Annotated in this window: 17 protein-coding genes; 5 read left to right on the top strand and 12 right to left on the bottom strand. The window is 49.3% G+C overall.

What is annotated here, in order from left to right; genetic code table 11:
* Positions 1-191: 191 nt before the first annotated feature.
* Positions 192-449 carry a hypothetical protein gene (locus KDK13_RS05240; RefSeq protein WP_257283892.1) on the bottom strand — a complete coding sequence of 86 codons (258 nt, stop codon included), beginning with the start codon at positions 447-449 and terminating at the stop codon, positions 192-194.
* A gap of 38 nt (positions 450-487) precedes the next feature.
* Here KDK13_RS05240 and KDK13_RS05235 point away from each other — a divergent pair, with 38 nt between their 5' ends.
* On the top strand, positions 488-1,198 hold the full coding sequence (locus KDK13_RS05235; protein WP_257283891.1) for an SDR family NAD(P)-dependent oxidoreductase: 711 nt from the start codon (positions 488-490) through the stop codon (positions 1,196-1,198).
* Between the two features lie 54 nt (positions 1,199-1,252).
* Here KDK13_RS05235 and KDK13_RS05230 read toward each other — a convergent pair whose 3' ends face one another.
* The 10 genes from KDK13_RS05230 to ffh all read right to left on the bottom strand — a co-directional run bounded on the left by KDK13_RS05230 (position 1,253) and on the right by ffh (position 13,013).
* Positions 1,253-3,067: an F-box/WD40 repeat-containing protein gene (locus KDK13_RS05230; protein ID WP_373692210.1), complete on the bottom strand. Its 1,815-nt coding sequence runs from the start codon at positions 3,065-3,067 to the stop codon at positions 1,253-1,255.
* Between the two features lie 294 nt (positions 3,068-3,361).
* Positions 3,362-4,147: a thioredoxin fold domain-containing protein gene (locus tag KDK13_RS05225; RefSeq protein WP_257283889.1), complete on the bottom strand. Its 786-nt coding sequence runs from the start codon at positions 4,145-4,147 to the stop codon at positions 3,362-3,364.
* 244 nt (positions 4,148-4,391) lie between these two features.
* Positions 4,392-5,300 carry a site-specific tyrosine recombinase XerD gene (gene xerD, locus KDK13_RS05220; protein ID WP_257283888.1) on the bottom strand — a complete coding sequence of 303 codons (909 nt, stop codon included), beginning with the start codon at positions 5,298-5,300 and terminating at the stop codon, positions 4,392-4,394.
* A gap of 42 nt (positions 5,301-5,342) precedes the next feature.
* Positions 5,343-6,572, bottom strand: a complete 1,230-nt coding sequence (locus tag KDK13_RS05215; RefSeq protein ID WP_257283887.1) for a hypothetical protein — start codon at positions 6,570-6,572, stop codon at positions 5,343-5,345.
* 373 nt (positions 6,573-6,945) lie between these two features.
* Complete coding sequence (gene rplS, locus KDK13_RS05210; protein WP_066013809.1) at positions 6,946-7,299, bottom strand: 50S ribosomal protein L19; 354 nt, start codon at positions 7,297-7,299, stop codon at positions 6,946-6,948.
* Between the two features lie 16 nt (positions 7,300-7,315).
* Complete coding sequence (gene trmD, locus KDK13_RS05205; RefSeq protein WP_257283894.1) at positions 7,316-8,077, bottom strand: tRNA (guanosine(37)-N1)-methyltransferase TrmD; 762 nt, start codon at positions 8,075-8,077, stop codon at positions 7,316-7,318.
* Between the two features lie 96 nt (positions 8,078-8,173).
* A complete protein-coding gene (gene rimM / locus KDK13_RS05200) occupies positions 8,174-8,725 on the bottom strand; it encodes a ribosome maturation factor RimM (protein WP_257283886.1) in 552 nt (183 codons plus the stop codon).
* A 13-nt stretch (positions 8,726-8,738) separates the two neighbouring features.
* Positions 8,739-8,987: a 30S ribosomal protein S16 gene (gene rpsP, locus KDK13_RS05195; protein WP_252018089.1), complete on the bottom strand. Its 249-nt coding sequence runs from the start codon at positions 8,985-8,987 to the stop codon at positions 8,739-8,741.
* 242 nt (positions 8,988-9,229) lie between these two features.
* Positions 9,230-11,275 (bottom strand): hypothetical protein, encoded by a 2,046-nt coding sequence (locus KDK13_RS05190; RefSeq protein WP_257283885.1) that lies wholly within the window; start codon positions 11,273-11,275, stop codon positions 9,230-9,232.
* A 322-nt stretch (positions 11,276-11,597) separates the two neighbouring features.
* Positions 11,598-13,013 (bottom strand): signal recognition particle protein, encoded by a 1,416-nt coding sequence (ffh, locus tag KDK13_RS05185; protein WP_257283884.1) that lies wholly within the window; start codon positions 13,011-13,013, stop codon positions 11,598-11,600.
* A gap of 228 nt (positions 13,014-13,241) precedes the next feature.
* Here ffh and KDK13_RS05180 point away from each other — a divergent pair, with 228 nt between their 5' ends.
* The 4 genes from KDK13_RS05180 (at position 13,242) to KDK13_RS05165 (ending at position 17,497) form a co-directional block, all read left to right on the top strand.
* Complete coding sequence (locus KDK13_RS05180) at positions 13,242-14,042, top strand: inner membrane protein YpjD (protein ID WP_257283883.1); 801 nt, start codon at positions 13,242-13,244, stop codon at positions 14,040-14,042.
* 177 nt (positions 14,043-14,219) lie between these two features.
* A complete protein-coding gene (locus tag KDK13_RS05175; protein ID WP_257283882.1) occupies positions 14,220-15,437 on the top strand; it encodes a hypothetical protein in 1,218 nt (405 codons plus the stop codon).
* 120 nt (positions 15,438-15,557) lie between these two features.
* The gene (locus KDK13_RS05170; RefSeq protein ID WP_257283881.1) at positions 15,558-16,817 is read left to right on the top strand and encodes an HlyC/CorC family transporter; all 1,260 of its coding nucleotides are present in this window, start codon (positions 15,558-15,560) and stop codon (positions 16,815-16,817) included.
* A gap of 215 nt (positions 16,818-17,032) precedes the next feature.
* Positions 17,033-17,497: a chalcone isomerase family protein gene (locus KDK13_RS05165; protein WP_257283880.1), complete on the top strand. Its 465-nt coding sequence runs from the start codon at positions 17,033-17,035 to the stop codon at positions 17,495-17,497.
* Positions 17,498-17,516: 19 nt separating this feature from the next.
* Here KDK13_RS05165 and KDK13_RS05160 read toward each other — a convergent pair whose 3' ends face one another.
* On the bottom strand, positions 17,517-18,125 hold the full coding sequence (locus tag KDK13_RS05160) for a CoA pyrophosphatase (RefSeq protein WP_257283879.1): 609 nt from the start codon (positions 18,123-18,125) through the stop codon (positions 17,517-17,519).
* Positions 18,126-18,229 lie beyond the last annotated feature (104 nt).

The following is an 18,229-nucleotide window of genomic DNA, read 5'->3' as shown; positions in this document are numbered from 1 at the left end:
GACCAATTTGCTGCCACCGCAGTAGGGCAGTCTATTCTCGGACAGGCTCCTAGTGCAGGAAAGCGTTAATATCCGTACCAATACCACCGCCGTCATTCCCGCGAAGGCTGCAATCCATCGCCAGCAGTGGATCTCCACCTCCGCGGGGATGACGGTTGTAAGGGTATCAGCACTTTTCTGCAGGGTAAGGGCTACAAAACACCAAAATGATTAAAAATAACCCTGCCAATTTTTACCACTATCTGGTTTCTCTCTTCAACGCTGACGTTAGTACCGGTCATATAAATACTGATGACCAGGGGCTGACGCTTTTTACTCCAGATAATGGCGGTTATTCCCCGCGAACCATTGCCGCCAGCGCCGGAGCGATCAGCAATGGAAGTGTGCATGGGAAAATAAGTATGCGCCATCAAAGGGGGCGCAATGCTATCATCGAAAAATGATTTCATGCCAGCTTTTCAGCTATCTATAACGGATATCTCTCTGTATGTATTCAGACAAAGTAGTAATTGTTACCGGTGCCAGTCGCGGTATTGGCAATGCCATTGCCAGGGCTTACCGGGAGCAGGGGGCGACTGTGATTGGCTTCGATCTGGAAGAACCGGTATCTCCTGATATGGATTTCCATGGTGTTGACCTGGGAAAACCGGAAATGATTGAGGCCGCCTTTGACCGCATTGTTCGTCAATATGGCAGTGCACATATCCTGATTAACAACGGTGCCATAAGCCGGTTTAATAAACCGGTTGTCGAGCTGACAGCTGCGGAGTTCTCCAGGGTGATTGATGTCAACCTGAATGGCAGCTTTAACTGTGCAAGGGCGTTTATCAGACAGCATAAAGATAAACATTACGGCCGCATTATCAATATTGCCTCTACCCGCTGGCACCAGAATGAACCTGGCTGGGAGGCTTATGGTGCCTCTAAAGGCGGTCTGGTTTCACTGACCAATACGCTGGCCATGTCACTGGCGGAAACACCGATTACCGTGAATGCCATCAGTCCTGGCTGGATTCAAGTGGAACATTATGATCAGCTGACTGGGCAGGATCACCGCCAGCATCCATCGGGGAGAGTGGGTAAGCCACGGGATATTGTCAATACTTGCCTGTTCCTGACCCATGTAGAGAATGATTTTATCAACGGCACCAATATTGTGGTCGATGGTGGTATGACAAAAAAAATGATTTATCAATAATGCCCCAATAAAAGACATTTCCTGTTCAAGCTCATTGAACGTGACAACAAAGCATCAATTTCTCCGCCGCAGTTCAATGATTTTCACCGTTTTATCCTTGCTGGCGGTTACCACACGGCGGCTATCAGTACTGAAGGTGGCTGAGTTGACCCAATCATTATGGAAAATAGTGGCTTTTTTTACCCATGATCCATTGGCCTTCCGGCCATAGATTTTTGCCGTGTGATCGTCACTGGCGGTCACCACATGGCAGCCATCAGTGCTGAAGCTGGCAGAGTTGACAAAGTCATCATGGGAAATGGTGGCTTTTTTTACCCATGACCCATTGGCCTTCAGGCCATAGATTTTCACCTTGTTATCGTAACTGGCGGTCACCACATGGCGGCCATCGGCACTGAAAGAAGCTGTGTTGACCCAGTCATTATGGGAAATGGTCGCTTTTTTTACCCATGATCCATTGGCTTTGCGGCCATAGATTTTCGCGGTGTTATCATTACTGGCGGTGACCACATGGCGACCATCGGCGCTGAACGTGGCTGATTGGATGAAATTTTTATGGGTAATGGTGCCTTTTTTTACCCATGATCCATCGGCTTTTTGGGCATAGATTTTCACCGTCATATTGCTATTGGTGGTCAGCAAATGACGGCCATCGGCGCTGAGGTTGGCTGAGTAGACCCGGCCATCATCGGGAATGGTCGCTATTCGTACCCATGCCCCATCGACCTTCTGGCCAAAGATTTTCACCTGTTCGTCATCACCGACGGTCACCAAATGGCGACCATCGGCGCTGAAGGTAGCTGAGTTGACAGCATCATCATGGGTAAAGGTGGCTTTTGCTTCCCATGATCCATCGTCCTTCTGGCCATGGATTTTCACCGTGTTATCTTCACTGGCGGTCACCACATGGCATCCATCAGGGCTGAAAATAGCTGTGTTGACACGATTATTATGGGAGATGGTCGCTTTTTTTACCCATGATCCATTGGCTTTTCGGCCATATATTTTCGCCGTGTGATCACAACTGGCGGTCACCAGGTGGCGACCATCGGCGCTAAAGGTGGCTGAGTTGATAAAGTCATCATGGGAAATGGTGGCTTTTACACTCCATGACCCATTGGCCTTCTGGCTACAGATTTTTGCTGTATTATCGAAACTGGCGGTCACCACATGGCAGCCATCGGCGCTGAAGGTGGCTGAGTTGATGGTGTCATCATGGGAAATGGTGGCTAAGGTAGCTAAATGAAATGTTTTACATTGAAGCATCAGTTTACTGATGGTGAATAAGAACAGGGCATGAAAATAAATACTCCGTCGGCGTTTTATCAGTGATTTGACTAATACCTTGTCATTGGTAAACTGCCCCAGCCAATCACGGAGTTGACTGGCCCGTTTTGTCGTGATGAGTGTCTTCAGTTGAGCCTGTAGTGATGAAGAAAACTGCTGATACCAAGCCTTTAGCAGGGCCTCATCCGCCTTGATAGCCTCGTGAAAGTGGGAACATACCCGTTCCAGATTGACAATATCCTGAACATTCAAAAAGCTGAAAATCCTGGAATGTGCTTCGAAGGTCAAATTGGGCAATGAAGGTTTGTCCCTGTTAAGTACGGTTCTTTTTGAAGCTTTGTTTGCAGTAATAGTGGATCCGGCAATTTTCCGGGTTTTACGGGGTGCAGATTCGAAGGCAGAGACGTTAGTGGATGGCCTTTTCCGGGATTTGAGAGTATGTCCACTGTTAGCTGGAACAGAACCGTCAACTACAGTGATGATCCTGCCCGCACTGACACCCGTTGCTGTCTCTGACTGAGATTGATCAGATTTTGAAGAGAGTGAGCCGACTATGCTGGAATTGTTGTCTATTCTAGGCATGCCCGGTTACTCAAAAGTCAGTATTTGTCGTCTGTCAGAAAGAGCATTCAACATTGATGAACATTGATGCCTGTCAGTAAATTAGAACCGGCTTTAAAATGAAAGTTCATTGAGGAGGGGAGGATGGCAAAGCAGATGCTGATAAAAATTTGTACCAAATGGTCCCAAATCAGGGAAGACCAGTGGATTCGACGGCGGTAATCATGCGCTCAACCGGGAATGGTATCCTTGCCCACCTTGTTAAGGTGAAATATCCAGGCCAGGAACCCGCCAGGCAGGCTCCTGGATAATCAATCAAGACTGACTTTCGATGATTCTGGCAATATCATCAGCAGGGCGATAGCCGGGAATAACCTGACCGTTTTCCAGCACCATGGCCGGAGTGCCGTTAATGCCCATCTGGATACCCAGTTTATGGTGATGATCAATGACACTGCTGCACGCTGCCTTATCACCTCTAATTTCTACACCGATGGGATTGCCGGTTTTCAGGTCGGTCAATGCCTGTTTACGGTCTACTGAACACCAGGCCTCGGTCATCTTGCCATGCACGGGTGATTGTTTACCGCCGCGGGGGAAGGCAAGGTAGCGCAGTTCGATGCCCAGTTCATTTAACCGGTCAACTTCCCGGTGCAGTTTGCGGCAGTAACCACAATCGACATCCGTGAAGGCATAAACAACGCCTTTGGTTTCACCTTTCGGTGAAAAGATCACCATGTCTTCCTTTTTCAGCGATTCCAGCAGTTTGGCGTTTTGCTGGCTTTTCATGGCTTCTGTCAGGTTAACCAGCTGATTGCCACGAATTTCCAGCATATCGCCTTTGATAACATATTGCCCGTTTTCGCTGCTGTAGAGCACAAACCCACCTTTAAGCATAACTTTGTAGACGCCGGGCATCGGGCTTTTGGTGATCGACTCAATGGGAATGGTGGCATCAAGTTTTTTCAGCTGACTTTCAATCAGGTTTTCGGGGCCCGGGGCGGCGCTGTCCTTGCCGCGGGACTCTGCATGGGCAGCCACAGACCAGCCAGCGCTTGTGGTCATCATGGCTGTTAACAGAATGGCAGAGAGTTTAGACATATTGGTTCCTTAATTGATCCAAAAGGATGAACCTGACTGCTCGCAGGGCAGTATACCAATGGGTAGCCAGGACATCTCAGGGGCTATCGGCAAGCCGTTCCAGCATTGGAGAAAAGCGCTGGATTAAAAACAGGGGTAAAAACGGGGGTTAAAAAAGGGGGATTGTAGCCTTATTTCTCCCTGTTGTATCGCTTGGACACTGTTACCGGGTAAAGAGTTCTGAAAAAAGGTATGGATGGTCAGATTATCCCCTGGGATGATGCTCCCGGTGAAGCTCTGACAGCCTGTGGTTGGCAATATGGGTATATATCTGTGTGGTGGACAGGTCGCTATGGCCAAGCAGCAGCTGGACAACCCGCAGATCGGCGCCGTGGTTCAAAAGGTGAGTGGCAAAGGCATGCCGGAGGACATGGGGAGAAACGTCGGTATTGATACCGGCAATCCTATTGTAGTGCTTGATCCGGTGCCAGAAAGTCTGCCGGGTCATTGGGCGCCCCTGGCGACCCGGAAACAGGGTCCGGCTTTCATGCTGGTTCAACAGGCCGCCTCTTGCCTGTCTGATATATTGTTCCAGCCAGTCAATGGCATTCTGGCCCATGGGTACCAGCCGCTCTTTTCTGCCTTTGCCGGTAATGCGAATCACACCCTGTCTTACATTAATATTGTCCATATTCAGGTTGACCAGCTCTGAGATTCTCAGGCCACAGGCATACAGAATCTCAAGCATGGCACGGTCACGAAGGCCAATGGCGGTATCGGTATCCGGGCTGTTGAGCAGTGACTCGACATCCTCTTCTGACAATGTTTTTGGCAATGGTTTGCCCTGGCGGGGCATGTCAATATTGGCCGTAATATCGCTGATGATCTGTTCTGATTGCAACAGGTAACGGTAAAAAGCCCTGAGGGTGGAGATCTGCCGGGCGGTTGATCTTGGGTGATAACCCTGCTCATAGCGCCAGCCCAGAAACTGACGAAGATCCGCTTCGCTGGCTGTGAGCAATAGATTACCGGTGTTTTGCGTGTACTCTTGCAACCACTCAGAGAACAGCTGCAGATCTCGCTGGTAGGCTTCACGGGTATTTTTGCTGAGTCCCCGTTCAAGCCAGAGGTGTTGTAAAAATGTCTGTGTTTCCACAGAAGCAGGGGCTGGCATGGCTATCAATAGATCCAATATTGCACGATGGTATTGATTATATCAGTTGTTTTGTGTATTGATTATGGATTTCTTCCGGCCATGCAAAGGTGTTTTGAGTGGTCTTGTTCCGGTTTGTGTGATGGTCCTGAGTGAGTCCAGTTGTGCAATAAACTCCTGGGTCAGTTGCTTCATTTGGGCTACGTAACCATCGTCAAAATTCAATGCATCTGGCATCAGGTATTTTTGGTAATCCCGGGTGCGAGGGAAAAAACAAGCCGGTTTTTTCAGGTATCGTTTAGTGTATTGCTCGATAATCACACCTGTTGGTGATGGCTGTTGCATTTTATCCATCAGTGCCAGTGAATTTTTTAACCCAATCCCAATGATTCGTTTACAAAGCGAAGTGTGCACCAGGTCAATGGCGTTTGGATCCCTTAAAACCGGCGGAGGGAAACCAAATTTCATAAATATATATTGCATCAACATATAATTTGTTCTGCAGCTACCATCCGCAGGTGGATGTATTTGCTCAAGCCTGGGCCAGTACCCGGCAATAATTCTGATCAGTTTTACCAGCAGTCTGGGTTTGGTAATTTTCCTGTCCTGCAGTGCCTTTAGCTGTTTATTCAGCGGAGTGATTACTTCTTTCTCAAGAAGGGCCAGTAATTGGCATTTGAAAGAAATATCATCACTTGCCGTTTTTTCTGGTCCTGAACCATCAGGCCTTAATGGCCTGAAAACAATATTGATGCCTTCAAGGTTGTTATAGTTTGAGATAAACCGGCTATCAGGCATTATGCTGCTTTTCGGGGAGACCAGAATGGAGGCATTACGGGTGCCACGGCAAAACTCGTACTCTTCTTCCAGTCTTTGCTTGTATAACAGTGCCTGGATAATGCCTTTGTGGGTATGGTCCTTGCTGGAATAGACAACAGGGCCTTTGCGTATTGTCCCGGGGATGTGGCTGTTCAGCATCTTTTGCACGCCATTGGTCAGCAGGGCATTGATCTGCATATAGCGTTGCCGGGAAATCAGCGGCGCATCCCCGGGATCATGCTGAATCCACTCCAGAATCTGGCCCATGCAGCGGCACCAGGCAGCAGTGCATCCTGGCTCCCTGGCTTCATATTCCTGTGGTGAGCATCTGGACAAAATGGCATCCGGATCGGCAAATAGCAGGAAAAGATGCTCTTGCGGAAAGCGCAGAAGAAAGCTGAGTCCTTCAGGTATCCCGGTAAAATCCTGAGCTTCAGTTGATGTGATCAGTGAGTAACTATTGTCAGTACTCATCGAAACGCGCCTGTGACTGACGTTGGTTGAGTTCGAATCACCAATGTTACCGGCTGCTGTTGGTTGGGTTAAGGGTAAGCCTGACTCATGAAGGCAAGAGGTGTTGCTGTCTCTGGAATCTGCCGTTTCAGGCTCATTTAACACTGTTGTTTTAATAATAATGTTGGAATGACAGGGTTGAATAAAATCCGGCATAAATATTATGGTCTTTATAACTGCTTATTTAGTGAGACAGCTAAAGACCGGATTTGTTCAGACAAAAAAAAGCGGCTTTCGCCGCTTTTCCCGGATCGGGTATTTCGCCAATCCATTCTTCTGAGAAATTTGCGTAAAAACTCTCGTAAAAACAGTTGCCGGAAAATTAAACTGAATCTTAGTTGAGCTTTTCCTTGATACGAGCAGCCTTGCCGCTCAGCTCACGGAGGTAGTACAGCTTGGCCTGACGAACGTCACCACGACGCTTCACAGTAACAGAAGCGATCAGCGGAGAGTAAGTCTGGAAAGTACGCTCAACGCCAACACCGCTGGAAATTTTACGAACGGTGAAAGCAGAGTTCAGGCCACGGTTACGCTTACCGATGACAACACCTTCGAACGCCTGCAGACGCTCACGGTTGCCTTCTTTTACCTTAACCTGTACGACGACAGTGTCACCCTGGCCAAAGGCAGGGATCTCTTTGTTCATTTGTTCAGCTTCAAGCTGCGCAATGATTTTGTTTTTGCTCATTGATAATTGCTCCTGGTTAGTCAGCATTCCGCGTTTCAATAAAAGACCGCTCGGCTTTGAACTCTGACAGTAACTTCTCTTCCTCGCTGGTCAGGATCCTGTCTGCTAACAAATCAGGCCGTCTCAACCAGGTTCTGCCCAGGGACTGCTTCAGTCGCCAGCGCTCAATCTGCGCATGGTTACCGGATAGCAATACCGGTGGCACTTCCTGTCCTGCAAACATCTCCGGACGAGTGTAGTGCGGGCAATCAAGAAGACCATCTGCAAACGAGTCTTCTGCGGCGGAATCCTTATGACCCAGGGTGCCCGGTACAAAGCGTGATACTGCATCAATCAGAGTCATGGCAGCGAGTTCGCCACCACTTAACACGTAATCACCAATAGACCATTCTTCATCGATTTCGGCCTGGATTACACGCTCGTCAATACCTTCATATCGCCCCGCGACCAGGATCAGTTTCTTGCTTTGGGCAAGCTCCTCCACACCTTTCTGGTCGAGTATTCGACCCTGGGGCGAGAGGTAAATCACTTTGGCCTCGGTTCCTGCAGCTTTGCGGGCTGCATGGATGGCGTCACGCAGAGGTTGAATTTTCATCAACATGCCGGGACCACCGCCATAAGGTCGGTCATCCACGGTTCGGTGCCGGTCATGGGTAAAGTCCCTGGGATTCCAGGTTTGTACCTCAATCAGTCCTTCCTTAACCGCGCGGCCGGTAATACCGTACCCGGTTATGGCCCGGAACATCTCCGGGAAGAGGCTGACGACACCGAACCACATTCCGGTGTCCATGGCGCTCGTTTCTGCGTCCTGATGAGTTTCTGCACGTTGTTCAACGGTTGGCTCATCGGTTGAGTGCAAAGTCGTCATGGCCACTTAAAACTCCGGGTCCCAATCTACCCGGATAAATCCTTTCTCAGGATTTACGTCTACTACCACCGATCCGGTAAGCCAGGGCACCAGACGCTCACGGCGGTCAATGCTGCCTTTTGAGGGGCGAATGACCAGAACATCGTTGGCACCGGTTTCCATCAGGTGGCTGACTTTGCCCAGCAGAACATTGTCTCCCTCAGCGTTGCGGGAGAATACATCCAGCGATTCCAGTTGATGCCAGTAAATCTCGTCATCTTCCGGTTCGGGCATCTCATCGGCGTTGATGGTGATCTGGTAACCACAGTAACTGCGGGCCAGCTCACGATCGTCACAACCGACGATATGGGCAATCAGACCTTTACCGTGAGGACGGGCCTGATCGATTTCAACGGTTTTCATTTCACCGTTGCGGATAAGAATCCAGCGTGGGTAGTTGAGGATGTTTTCCATCGGGCTGGTGTTGGAGTGAATCTTCAGCCAGCCTTTGACCCCGAATACGGAGGAAATATGGCCTAACGTAATGCGCTTCACAGCGCCCTCTACTGCCGTTGTCACTGAATTATTAACCTCACGCAGCCTTTTTGGCTTCTTTCAGAAGCTGGGCAACGCGATCAGAGGCAGTAGCACCCTGGCCCAGCCAGAATTCTACACGCTCGTTATCAACACGCAGACGCTCTTCCTGGCCACGAGCGGTAGGGTTGAAGAAACCTACACGCTCAATAAAACGACCGCCGTTAGCGTTACGGCTGTCAGCCACGGTCAGGTGGTAAAATGGACGCTTTTTAGAGCCGCCACGGGCAAGACGAATGGTTACCATGGAATAGGGTTTCCTATAGTTGTTTCCGGCAACTGGTTTTCTGTGTTTACGTTGCCAAACGCACAAGTCGTATGACTAAAACCCAGAAGAATTCAGACAGATTTGAGCCAGGAAAAGATCCTTTTTCATCATCCGTCAGCTAATCCATGATCGGAATAAGGCCAATCATAAAGGGCGCATATTGTAGGGAAAACCGGGGGAGGTGGCAATATGCTGCCGTAAGTATGTTCCGCAGAAGGCTGTCATGAAGGGGTCTCCTTTTTTTTCAGAATAAACAGCTCTGCTGTTTTCCCCAGATTGGCGATCCTTCGTATTGCCGAGCCATAGGCATCGAATTTACTTTCACTGTCATTCTCAGCGGCCTGTAACGCCGTTTGAGTCCCGGTCAACGGCATTTTGACCACTAAGGGGACCGTCTCATTGTTTTCGGAGTGTCCCATGGAGTCAGCATAATTAAGGACGTTGCCTTCTATATTCCAGGCGAGAAAATGGCCAATTTCAATGCTGATCAGGGCACTGGCTTCGTAAGTCATCTTCTTTCCATCAGCAGTGGGAATCTCGGCATCTTTCCACCACTCCAGGTTGGGTCTGAGTTTGGTTCCAAAGTTGGGGATGGTAACAAACAATACTTCCGGGTAGTGATTCTCATCAGGTAATAGCTGTTTGAACGCAGAATCATCGAGATGAAGTTGATCCTTTGTGCCATTGAGCGAAATTTTGATAAGCTCTTCCACGGTTGTTGCCATTCGAGAAGTGGTTGTGGTTATTGTTCCACTTTCAGGTTCGTCCCTGTCAAAGCCACCTAGCACATGATTAACGAATATTTGCTGTCCCTTTTTATTGATAAATGATGCATTAGCGGAACGGGCAAAGTTGCCCCAGCGATAGTGATCTTCAACCTCGGCTTCCATCGTCCTCGATTTATTCACCATGTCACCAAAATATTCAAATTTTTTTTTGGCCAACTTGCCTGTGCAGCTTTTATATGTATCGGTACATTTTATGGCAAGCGCTTCGCCCTGCCTGTATTCGCTGTAAGTCTCAAAAAATTCTGACGGGTTGGGGGGAGGAGGCCCTTGTGGTTTTTCTTCTTTGATCAGGCCTTCCGGAATCGAAAGTTTTGGAATTCTATGATCCATAAGACTGTTTACTGTTTCTTTTGATTCATTGATAGGGAGGAATCCATTCGCAGCATCAATCCATGATATTTTGTGCCTCAGGGATGACTGGGTATCTTTAAGGTTATGGAATTTTCCGGATGGATCTGATTCGGGTTCTGGATAATCATAGATGTTGTTGAGGATTGCTTTGACAATATCCGTCACTGCCAGAGAAGTGCACAGTGTTCCTTTGTCGAGTTGGAAAAGTGTTCTCATGCGGTCCAGGCCTTCATCAGCAATGTAGCCATTAGTCTCTTCATCAAAGAAAAAATTTCTGCATATCGATAAAAAATCACCCAGGGAATCGGCTTGTTGCTTTTTGCCCTCCATTGGTTGTTTGTCAGTTCCAGCCTGAATCTCGTCAATCAATGTATTCAATAGCTTGTTGTTTGATATAGCCATAAAAAAAGAGGCCAGTGAACAGTTGTTGTTTTTTGCCTGGATGCCTGCATTTTTGATTAATGAAACATTGTTGTGTGAGTGTATTTGCTTTGGCGTCGGAGATGGGCTGGCAGCACTGGTAACATGCTCCAATGGCTTCTTAACTTCTTGCTCCTCCCGTTTGGTCATATCGCTCTGGGTAGATTTTTGCTGTTGCGGGGGAGTAGGTTTTTGCTCTTGCGAGATAGATTTTTGCTTGAGTGTGATGGATTTTTGCTGTTGCGGGTCAGGTTTTTGCTTTTTCGGGTTAGATTTTAGCTTTTTCGGGTTAGATTTTTGCTGTTGCGGGGCAGGTTTTTGCTGTTGCAGCATATAGAAGTTAAAGCAGGAAAGATAATGCAAGTGATCTTCGGTTAAAACTGGAGATGGGCTTCTTGATAATGCTGGTTGGGTAGATAATGGGTCGTTGTCTGGATTGGGAAGAACTGATGCCTCTTCCGATTCGATAGTTGTCTTTGGCGCAGAGTCGGTGTTTGGTATAGCCTGGCAATCAAGCTTTTTGATCGTTCGATCTGGAATCGCAATGTTACCGACATCACTCTTGCCGGTGCAGTTGGCACCTTCTCTTATAGAGCTGAGTTCACCCAGGCAAATGCTGTTTCTGCGTTTAGGAGCAGGTGTTAAATCGTTAAGTTGGCGTTCTGTCAAACTTGAATAATCATGGTAGGGCAAAGCAATCTTATCCATTTCGAATGCTCCATTATGCTGATGGTCAACATTTATTTCGTTATCAGGTTATTGAAGGTTGTGTTTTTTTATGGGTATTAAGGTAAAGACCTGTTATTTAGCCCTGTTTTGGACCTCTGAACAGGAACAGTGATTAATAACAGAGATCCTATTCCTGACTTGATTTCTAATCTCGTGAAAATTTAGACAGCAAAAAGTCGTAAATGTTCGGAATGTGAATTTTATTTGTTATGCAGGATTGAAATAAATTAATACTTTCAACGGAAATTGCTACTTGATTCAATCGCCAGCTCTGTTTTTTGAGCTGGCGATTGATGGGGGGTTAGAACGGAAACTTCTTACCGCCTCCGGGAGGCATCATGCCACCCATTCCGCCCATGCCGCCGGGCAGCTGGCCTTTCATGGCTGACATGCCGCGCATCAGCTTGCTCATGCCGCCTTTTTTGGTGACTTTTTTCATCATTTTACTCATCTGCTTATGTTGCTTGATGAGCCGGTTGATGTCCTGGATCTGGGTGCCGGAACCAGCGGCTATGCGCTTTTTGCGGGAACCGTTCATGATGTCCGGGTTGGCACGCTCTCCCGGCGTCATGGAGTTGATGATGGCTTCCATCTGGACAAAGATTTTATTGTCCATCTGGCCCTGAAGCTGGGGCGCCATGCCACCCATACCGGGCAGTTTGTCCATCATGCCACTGAGGCCACCCATCTTTTTCATTTGCTGCAGCTGGTCGCGGAAATCTTCCAGATCGAAGCCTTTGCCTTTCTTCAGCTTGCTGGCCAGCTTGTCCGCCTTGCTGCGGTCCAGCTTGCGCTCGGCTTCCTCGATCAGGGAGAGAATATCCCCCATGCCCAGGATCCGGGAGGCGATCCGGTCCGGATAGAAAGGCTCCAGGGCATCGGTTTTCTCGCCCATACCGATAAACTTGATGGGCTTGCCAGTGATCTGGCGTACTGAAAGCGCCGCACCACCACGGGCATCACCGTCTGCCTTGGTGAGGATAACACCGGTCAATGGCAGGGCATCACCAAATGCCCTGGCGGTATTGGCCGCATCCTGACCAGTCATGGCATCCACCACAAAAAGCGTTTCTATGGGGTTGATGGCACTGTGCAGTTGCTGGATTTCAGCCATCATATCGTTATCGATATGGAGGCGGCCGGCGGTATCGACAATCAGGACATCCGCGTGCTTGATACGGGCTTCATGAATCGCACCGTTAACAATGTCTACAGGCTTCTGGTCAGCAGAAGACGGGAAAAAGTTAAGTCCGGTTTCCTGGGCCAGGGTTTCCAGCTGTTTGATGGCAGCGGGACGGTAAACGTCAGCACTGACCACCATGACCGATTTCTTCTGGCGCTCTTTCAGCCATTTACCCAGCTTGGCAACGGAGGTGGTTTTACCCGCACCCTGCAGACCCGCCATGAGAATGACAGCCGGGGGCTGGGTGGCCAGGTTCAGTTCGTCATTGGACGAACCCATCACCTCAATCAGTTCATTCTGGACAATTTTGACAAACGCCTGACCCGGGCTGAGGCTGGACTGAACCTCCTGCCCGATGGCACGCTCCCTGATCCGGCTGATAAACTCCCGGACCACCGGCAGGGCAACGTCGGCTTCCAGCAGGGCCATGCGCACTTCGCGCAGGGTGTCCTTGATATTGTCTTCGGTTAGTTTGGCCTTCCCGGTTACGGTTTTCAGCGTACGGGACAGGCGTTCGGTTAAATTTTCGAACATTCTGGGAATTACCCTGATCTAAGGTGTTTATGCGGTTGAACGCACAGAATGATGGCCATTATATAGGAATCGAAACTAAAGCGGCATCCATTTCAGTGGATCCGGTGAAAGGTCGTTTGTCTAGCGCCAGGTAATATGACAAACTGCCGATGCTGCTTTTCGTTGAAGCCTGTTCAAAGAGGGCTTCCCGCTTTTTATTGCTGCTTTGGGGATAAATAGGCTTCGCTAATGAGTGTCATTTCCGTCAGTATGGGTGCCCTTGGTTGCTATCTGGCAGGCACGGTTGGGCAGGGATTGCGAAACGGTGGGCGTGAAGTGCCCAAATCGCTGATTCTGCTGATTACCGCCGTTGGCCTGATTTTCCACATTATTGCCTTATACAACTCCATTCATACCGACCGTGGCATCAATCTTGGCGTGTTCAACATGGGTTCGCTGACCGCCATGATGGTGACCATGATGGTGTTACTCAGCAGTTTCAGGAAACCATCGGAAAGCCTGCTGGTCATGATTCTTCCGGTCAGCATGATGGCCATTGTGCTCGCCCTGGTGGCACCGGTTGAACATATTGTCTGGAACACCGCATCATCGATGATTTCCCATGTGCTTCTCTCGGTCATGGCTTATGGCATTCTGATGGTGGCGGCATTCCAGGCCATTCTGCTCTCCTATCAGGAACACCAGCTGCGCACTCACCGACATACCATCCGGACATTGCCGCCGCTGCAAACTATGGAACGGCTGTTATTTGAGTTTCTGGGCCTTGGCGTTATCTTGCTGACACTCTCGCTGGGCAGTGGTTTTCTGTTCCTGGAAGATATGTTTGCCCAGAAACTGGTGCATAAAACCGTACTGTCCATCACCGCCTGGTGTCTCTTTGCAGCACTGTTAGTTGGCCGCTGGCAATTTGGCTGGCGTGGGCAGACTGCCGTTCGCTGGACGCTGGCGGGTGTCCTGTTTCTGATCCTTGCCTACTTTGGCTCCAGGGTGGTACTTGACTGTGTGGTTTCCGGGCAGTCCTGCTTTTGAGGAACTGTGCTGCGCACCAATCATGGCGTGCAGCGAGGCAAAAACCGGAGTGAGATTGGGAACTTATTGACATGCAGGGCTGTCCTAGAGGTTAGCCCCCGGATTGTGTACGCCAATTCCGTACGTTGATTCTGTACGCCAATCCCGGAACATCACAAAATCAACGAAGTCATAAGCATGTTACCAAGTAGTAGCCCTACACTCTTATCTATCCGGTCAGACTATCAATCGGCCAATACCACTGTTCCCCACCCATATCAAGCGACCCGGCGCACCGTTGGCCAGAGACTGGCCATTCGCTACCATCAATCGGTCAACCGGGCGGTTCTGAGATTAAAGGGCTCCGAAGCGGCGTTGTTACGTGCTGCGGCAACAAATGATCTGCCACTGGTCAGACGTCTGGTGCGCCCGTATTTTTCAGCCAACGGAATGGTCACCTGCTCCGTGGCTCTGAATCAACTGGATCCTGCAGCGGCTAAAGCGGTGGCAAAAGGCAAGACAGATGCGCTGGCGATATTGCTTGAGCACGGGGCTTGCCCAAATAAGGCGTTGGTCGGTTGGGATGCCTTTGACCCCGGAAAAAGCATGTTTGATGCGCGGGGACGCCATCGCCAACATCATGTTACCGATAACCTGACACCAGCAACGGTCAGGCTATTGCTAAACAGTCACCAGATTCTTCCTGACACTCCCATCAGGTTCCGGGATACCTGTGGAACTACCATTTGTTTTACTCTAAAGGAATTGATTAACAGTAACCCGGGTCACAAATACCGGGAAGAAATCTGTAAAATGCTGGTCAGTCACGATCCGGCCTTTGTGAATGTCAATTCGGAAATAGCTTTTCTCCCGATTGGCTCGTTCGCAGTACCCGGTAAAATAGATTGTCGCAGTTTTTACCGACACCCGGAACAGCCTTTCATCCACGTCAATTTTATTGGCCAGACCCTGATGTTTGATAACTTCGGCCTGACGGAGTATCTATTGACGGACCAGGATCTGGATCCCGGCTTACCTTTCGGCACAGGGGCAGCTGAAAACCTGCTGGGAATTTTCATGGACAAATATTATAAGGGATGTTTTCGCCAATTGAACGAGCGGTTTGATAATTTGCTCGCTGCCCTGAGGAACAAAATTGCCAAATCCGCTGCCTTTTGTGACCAGCTTGTAGCAAGCGAAAACAAGCTGTTCAAACAGCAATTTCTCACACTGTTTGCTATTGAATACCAGGGCAGGAACGAACCATCCCCTGCTGATTTTAAACACCTTAACCATGACCAGCTAAATGATAGAATCATGGGTTTATTGTGCACGCCTCCGCCCAGTTATCACCTTCTTTTTCCAGACCTGCCACCGAGCTACAATTCTGTTGCGGCTGATTTTGTGAACGCTTGAAAACCGCCGGGAAAAAATTCGGGAACCAGGCGTTGCAAGCCATTTTGGTTACGGGCTGGACTCCCGCTGTTATAATGGGTAGTTTTATCAGCATTGGTTCTGACAATAGGCGACAACTCGTTGAGTGAAGCACCCTTAAGCGCACTGATTGGCGCACTCGTTTTTCTCCTGCTGTTCTCTGCATTTTTTTCCAGTTCTGAAACCGGGATGATGGCCATCAACCGCTATCGCCTGAGGCATCTTGCCCGCAAAGGTAACCGGGCAGCGAAAAGAACCAGCAGCCTGCTGGACAGGCCGGATCGACTGATTGGGGTCATTCTGATTGGCAATAATTTTGTCAACATCCTGGCCTCTGCCCTGGCTACCATCATTGCTGTCCGTCTCTGGGGGGATAGCGGTATTGCTATTGCCACCCTGGGGTTGACCTTTGTTGTGCTGATTTTTGGCGAGGTAACACCAAAAACCATAGCCGCCCTGTATCCGGAAAAGGTGGCCTTTCCCGCATCCATGGTACTGGTTCCTCTTTTGAAGGTTCTCTATCCGATGGTGGTGCTGGTTAACTGGATCTGCTCTTTGCTGATGAGGCCCTTTGGTATCCGGCCGGGCCAGGAAGGTGAGGATCAACTGACCAGTGAAGAGTTGCGGACACTGGTGAATGAGTCCGGCCTGCGTCTGCCGAAGAAGCGCCGGGGCATGTTGCTGGGCATTCTTGACCTGGAGAAAGTGCGGGTTGATGACATTATGGTGCCCAGAAATGAGGTCTACGGCATCGATATCGAGGATGATATTAAAGAAATCATTCATCAGCTGAAAGATTGTCAGCACACCCGTATGCCGGTTTATCGTGGCGATATCAATAATATTGTCGGTATGCTTCATATGCGCAAGATCGCCCGTCTGCTGACTCTGGAAGAGGTCAACAAGGCGACACTGTTGCAGGAAACCGCTGAACCTTATTACATCCCCGAATCCACGCCTCTGCATACCCAGCTGTTCAATTTCCAGAAGGCCAAGGAGCGCACAGCTCTTGTTGTGGACGAATATGGCGATATTATGGGCCTGGTAACACTGGAGGATATTCTTGAGGAGATCGTCGGTGACTTTACCACCGATGTCTCCGACAGCAGCCAGGATATTACGCCCCAGGGGGATGGCAGTTACATCATCGATGGCTCTGCCTCTATTCGGGATATTAATAAGGCGCTGGGGTGGAATCTGCCAACGGACGATGCCCGGACCATCAATGGTCTGATCACGGAAGAGATGGAAGCGATTCCCGATGCCAGTGTCTGCTGGAAAATCAATAATTGCCGTTTTGAGATCCTGCAGGTGAAAGATAACCGGATCAAAAGTGTCCGGATGTTTATGGCCAGCAAATAAGTGGTTGCCTTCCTGATGCAATAAACAGGCGGAAGGGATCTTTTTATATAGTTCTTTCGTACAACATGGCGATAATTATCCTAATAAGTGTAGGGATTGCCATGTTGAAAATTCGAGAGAAGGCTCTTTGTTCCTGTTTTTTTCAATTTTTCATCTTGTCAGGGCTGTTAACGTCCCTGCTTCTGGCCCAATGCTTTGCTGCCGGGAAAACGACCATGAAAAGTGAAGCAAGTCCTGTCTGGCAACAATGGCAGACGGTCGGGCATTCGACATTAACCTGGGGCTTCTGGACGATATATGATGCCCAGTTAAAAACGCCTTCCGGCTTATACCGGGCTGATCAGCCATTTTCTTCTGAAATGGCACTGCTGATTGATTATCGTCGGCGTATCAGCAAAAAGAGCCTGCTCTCGGCCACTGATGAACAATGGCTCCATCTCGGGGTTTCCCTTGAAAACCGCCAGCGCTGGATTCGGACACTCGGCCAGATATGGCCAAATGTGAGAAAGGGGGACCGGCTGGTTTTTGTCCTTACCGGGTCAGGTGGGCGTTTTTATTTTGATGATGAGATGATTGGCCGTATCGATGATTTGTTGCTGGCCAGATCTTTTATCGACATCTGGCTCTCTGAGAGTACGGCCTATCCCAGGCTTCGGCGGCAGCTGATTGGGCAGCGGTAGTCAGTCTCAGTAATGCCTCCTATGCCTGTTGTTTCTTATGATGGCTACTGAAATGTGGGGCATTCAAAGGAATATCGGTATCCAGGGTAACATTCAGGAATTCAACCAGCACTACTGCCGTCAGCCCCCAGATCAGGTACTCCCCGTAGTAAAAGGATGGCATCATGTAGTCCTGGTTGCGCATTTTCCAGTGGTTGAACGTGAGATTTTTCTTATCCAGAAAGTAGCTTAACGGGACTTTAAATATCCTGTCCAGCTCTGCCATATTGGCTCTCAGCGGCGTGTCTGCTTCAATAATCCCGATAACAGGGGTGACTTCCAGACCAAAGCGTGAAACCACCGGGCCGGTTTGGCCAATGATTCTGACCGCTTCCGGGGGGAGGGCGATTTCTTCAAAGGACTCCCTTAATGCAGTATGGACCAGGTCTCTGTCTGATGGATCCCGCTTGCCTCCGGGGAATGCAACCTCGCCACTGTGGGTGGTCATATGGGTGGCTCGCCGGGTAAACACCAGCTCTGGTTCAGATGCATTAGTGATTGGTACCAGAACTGCGGCTTCTGGCAGTTGGGCATCTATTGTTCTTGGCTGGTGTTTTTGCAGCCGTTCTTCAACCAGGTTCAACATCATGGTGACTCCAGTGGCATCCTTGCAGGGGACTTGAATTTATCATAAGTAGCTCGGCAGGATTTATCCAGTATTCGCGGGTCTGCTGATGTTACGTCAGGTGTTGT

Origin of the sequence: Endozoicomonas sp. SESOKO1 (assembly GCF_024606265.1) — a bacterium.
GTDB lineage: Bacteria > Pseudomonadota > Gammaproteobacteria > Pseudomonadales > Endozoicomonadaceae > Endozoicomonas.
This window is presented reverse-complemented; position numbering and strand designations above follow the sequence as displayed.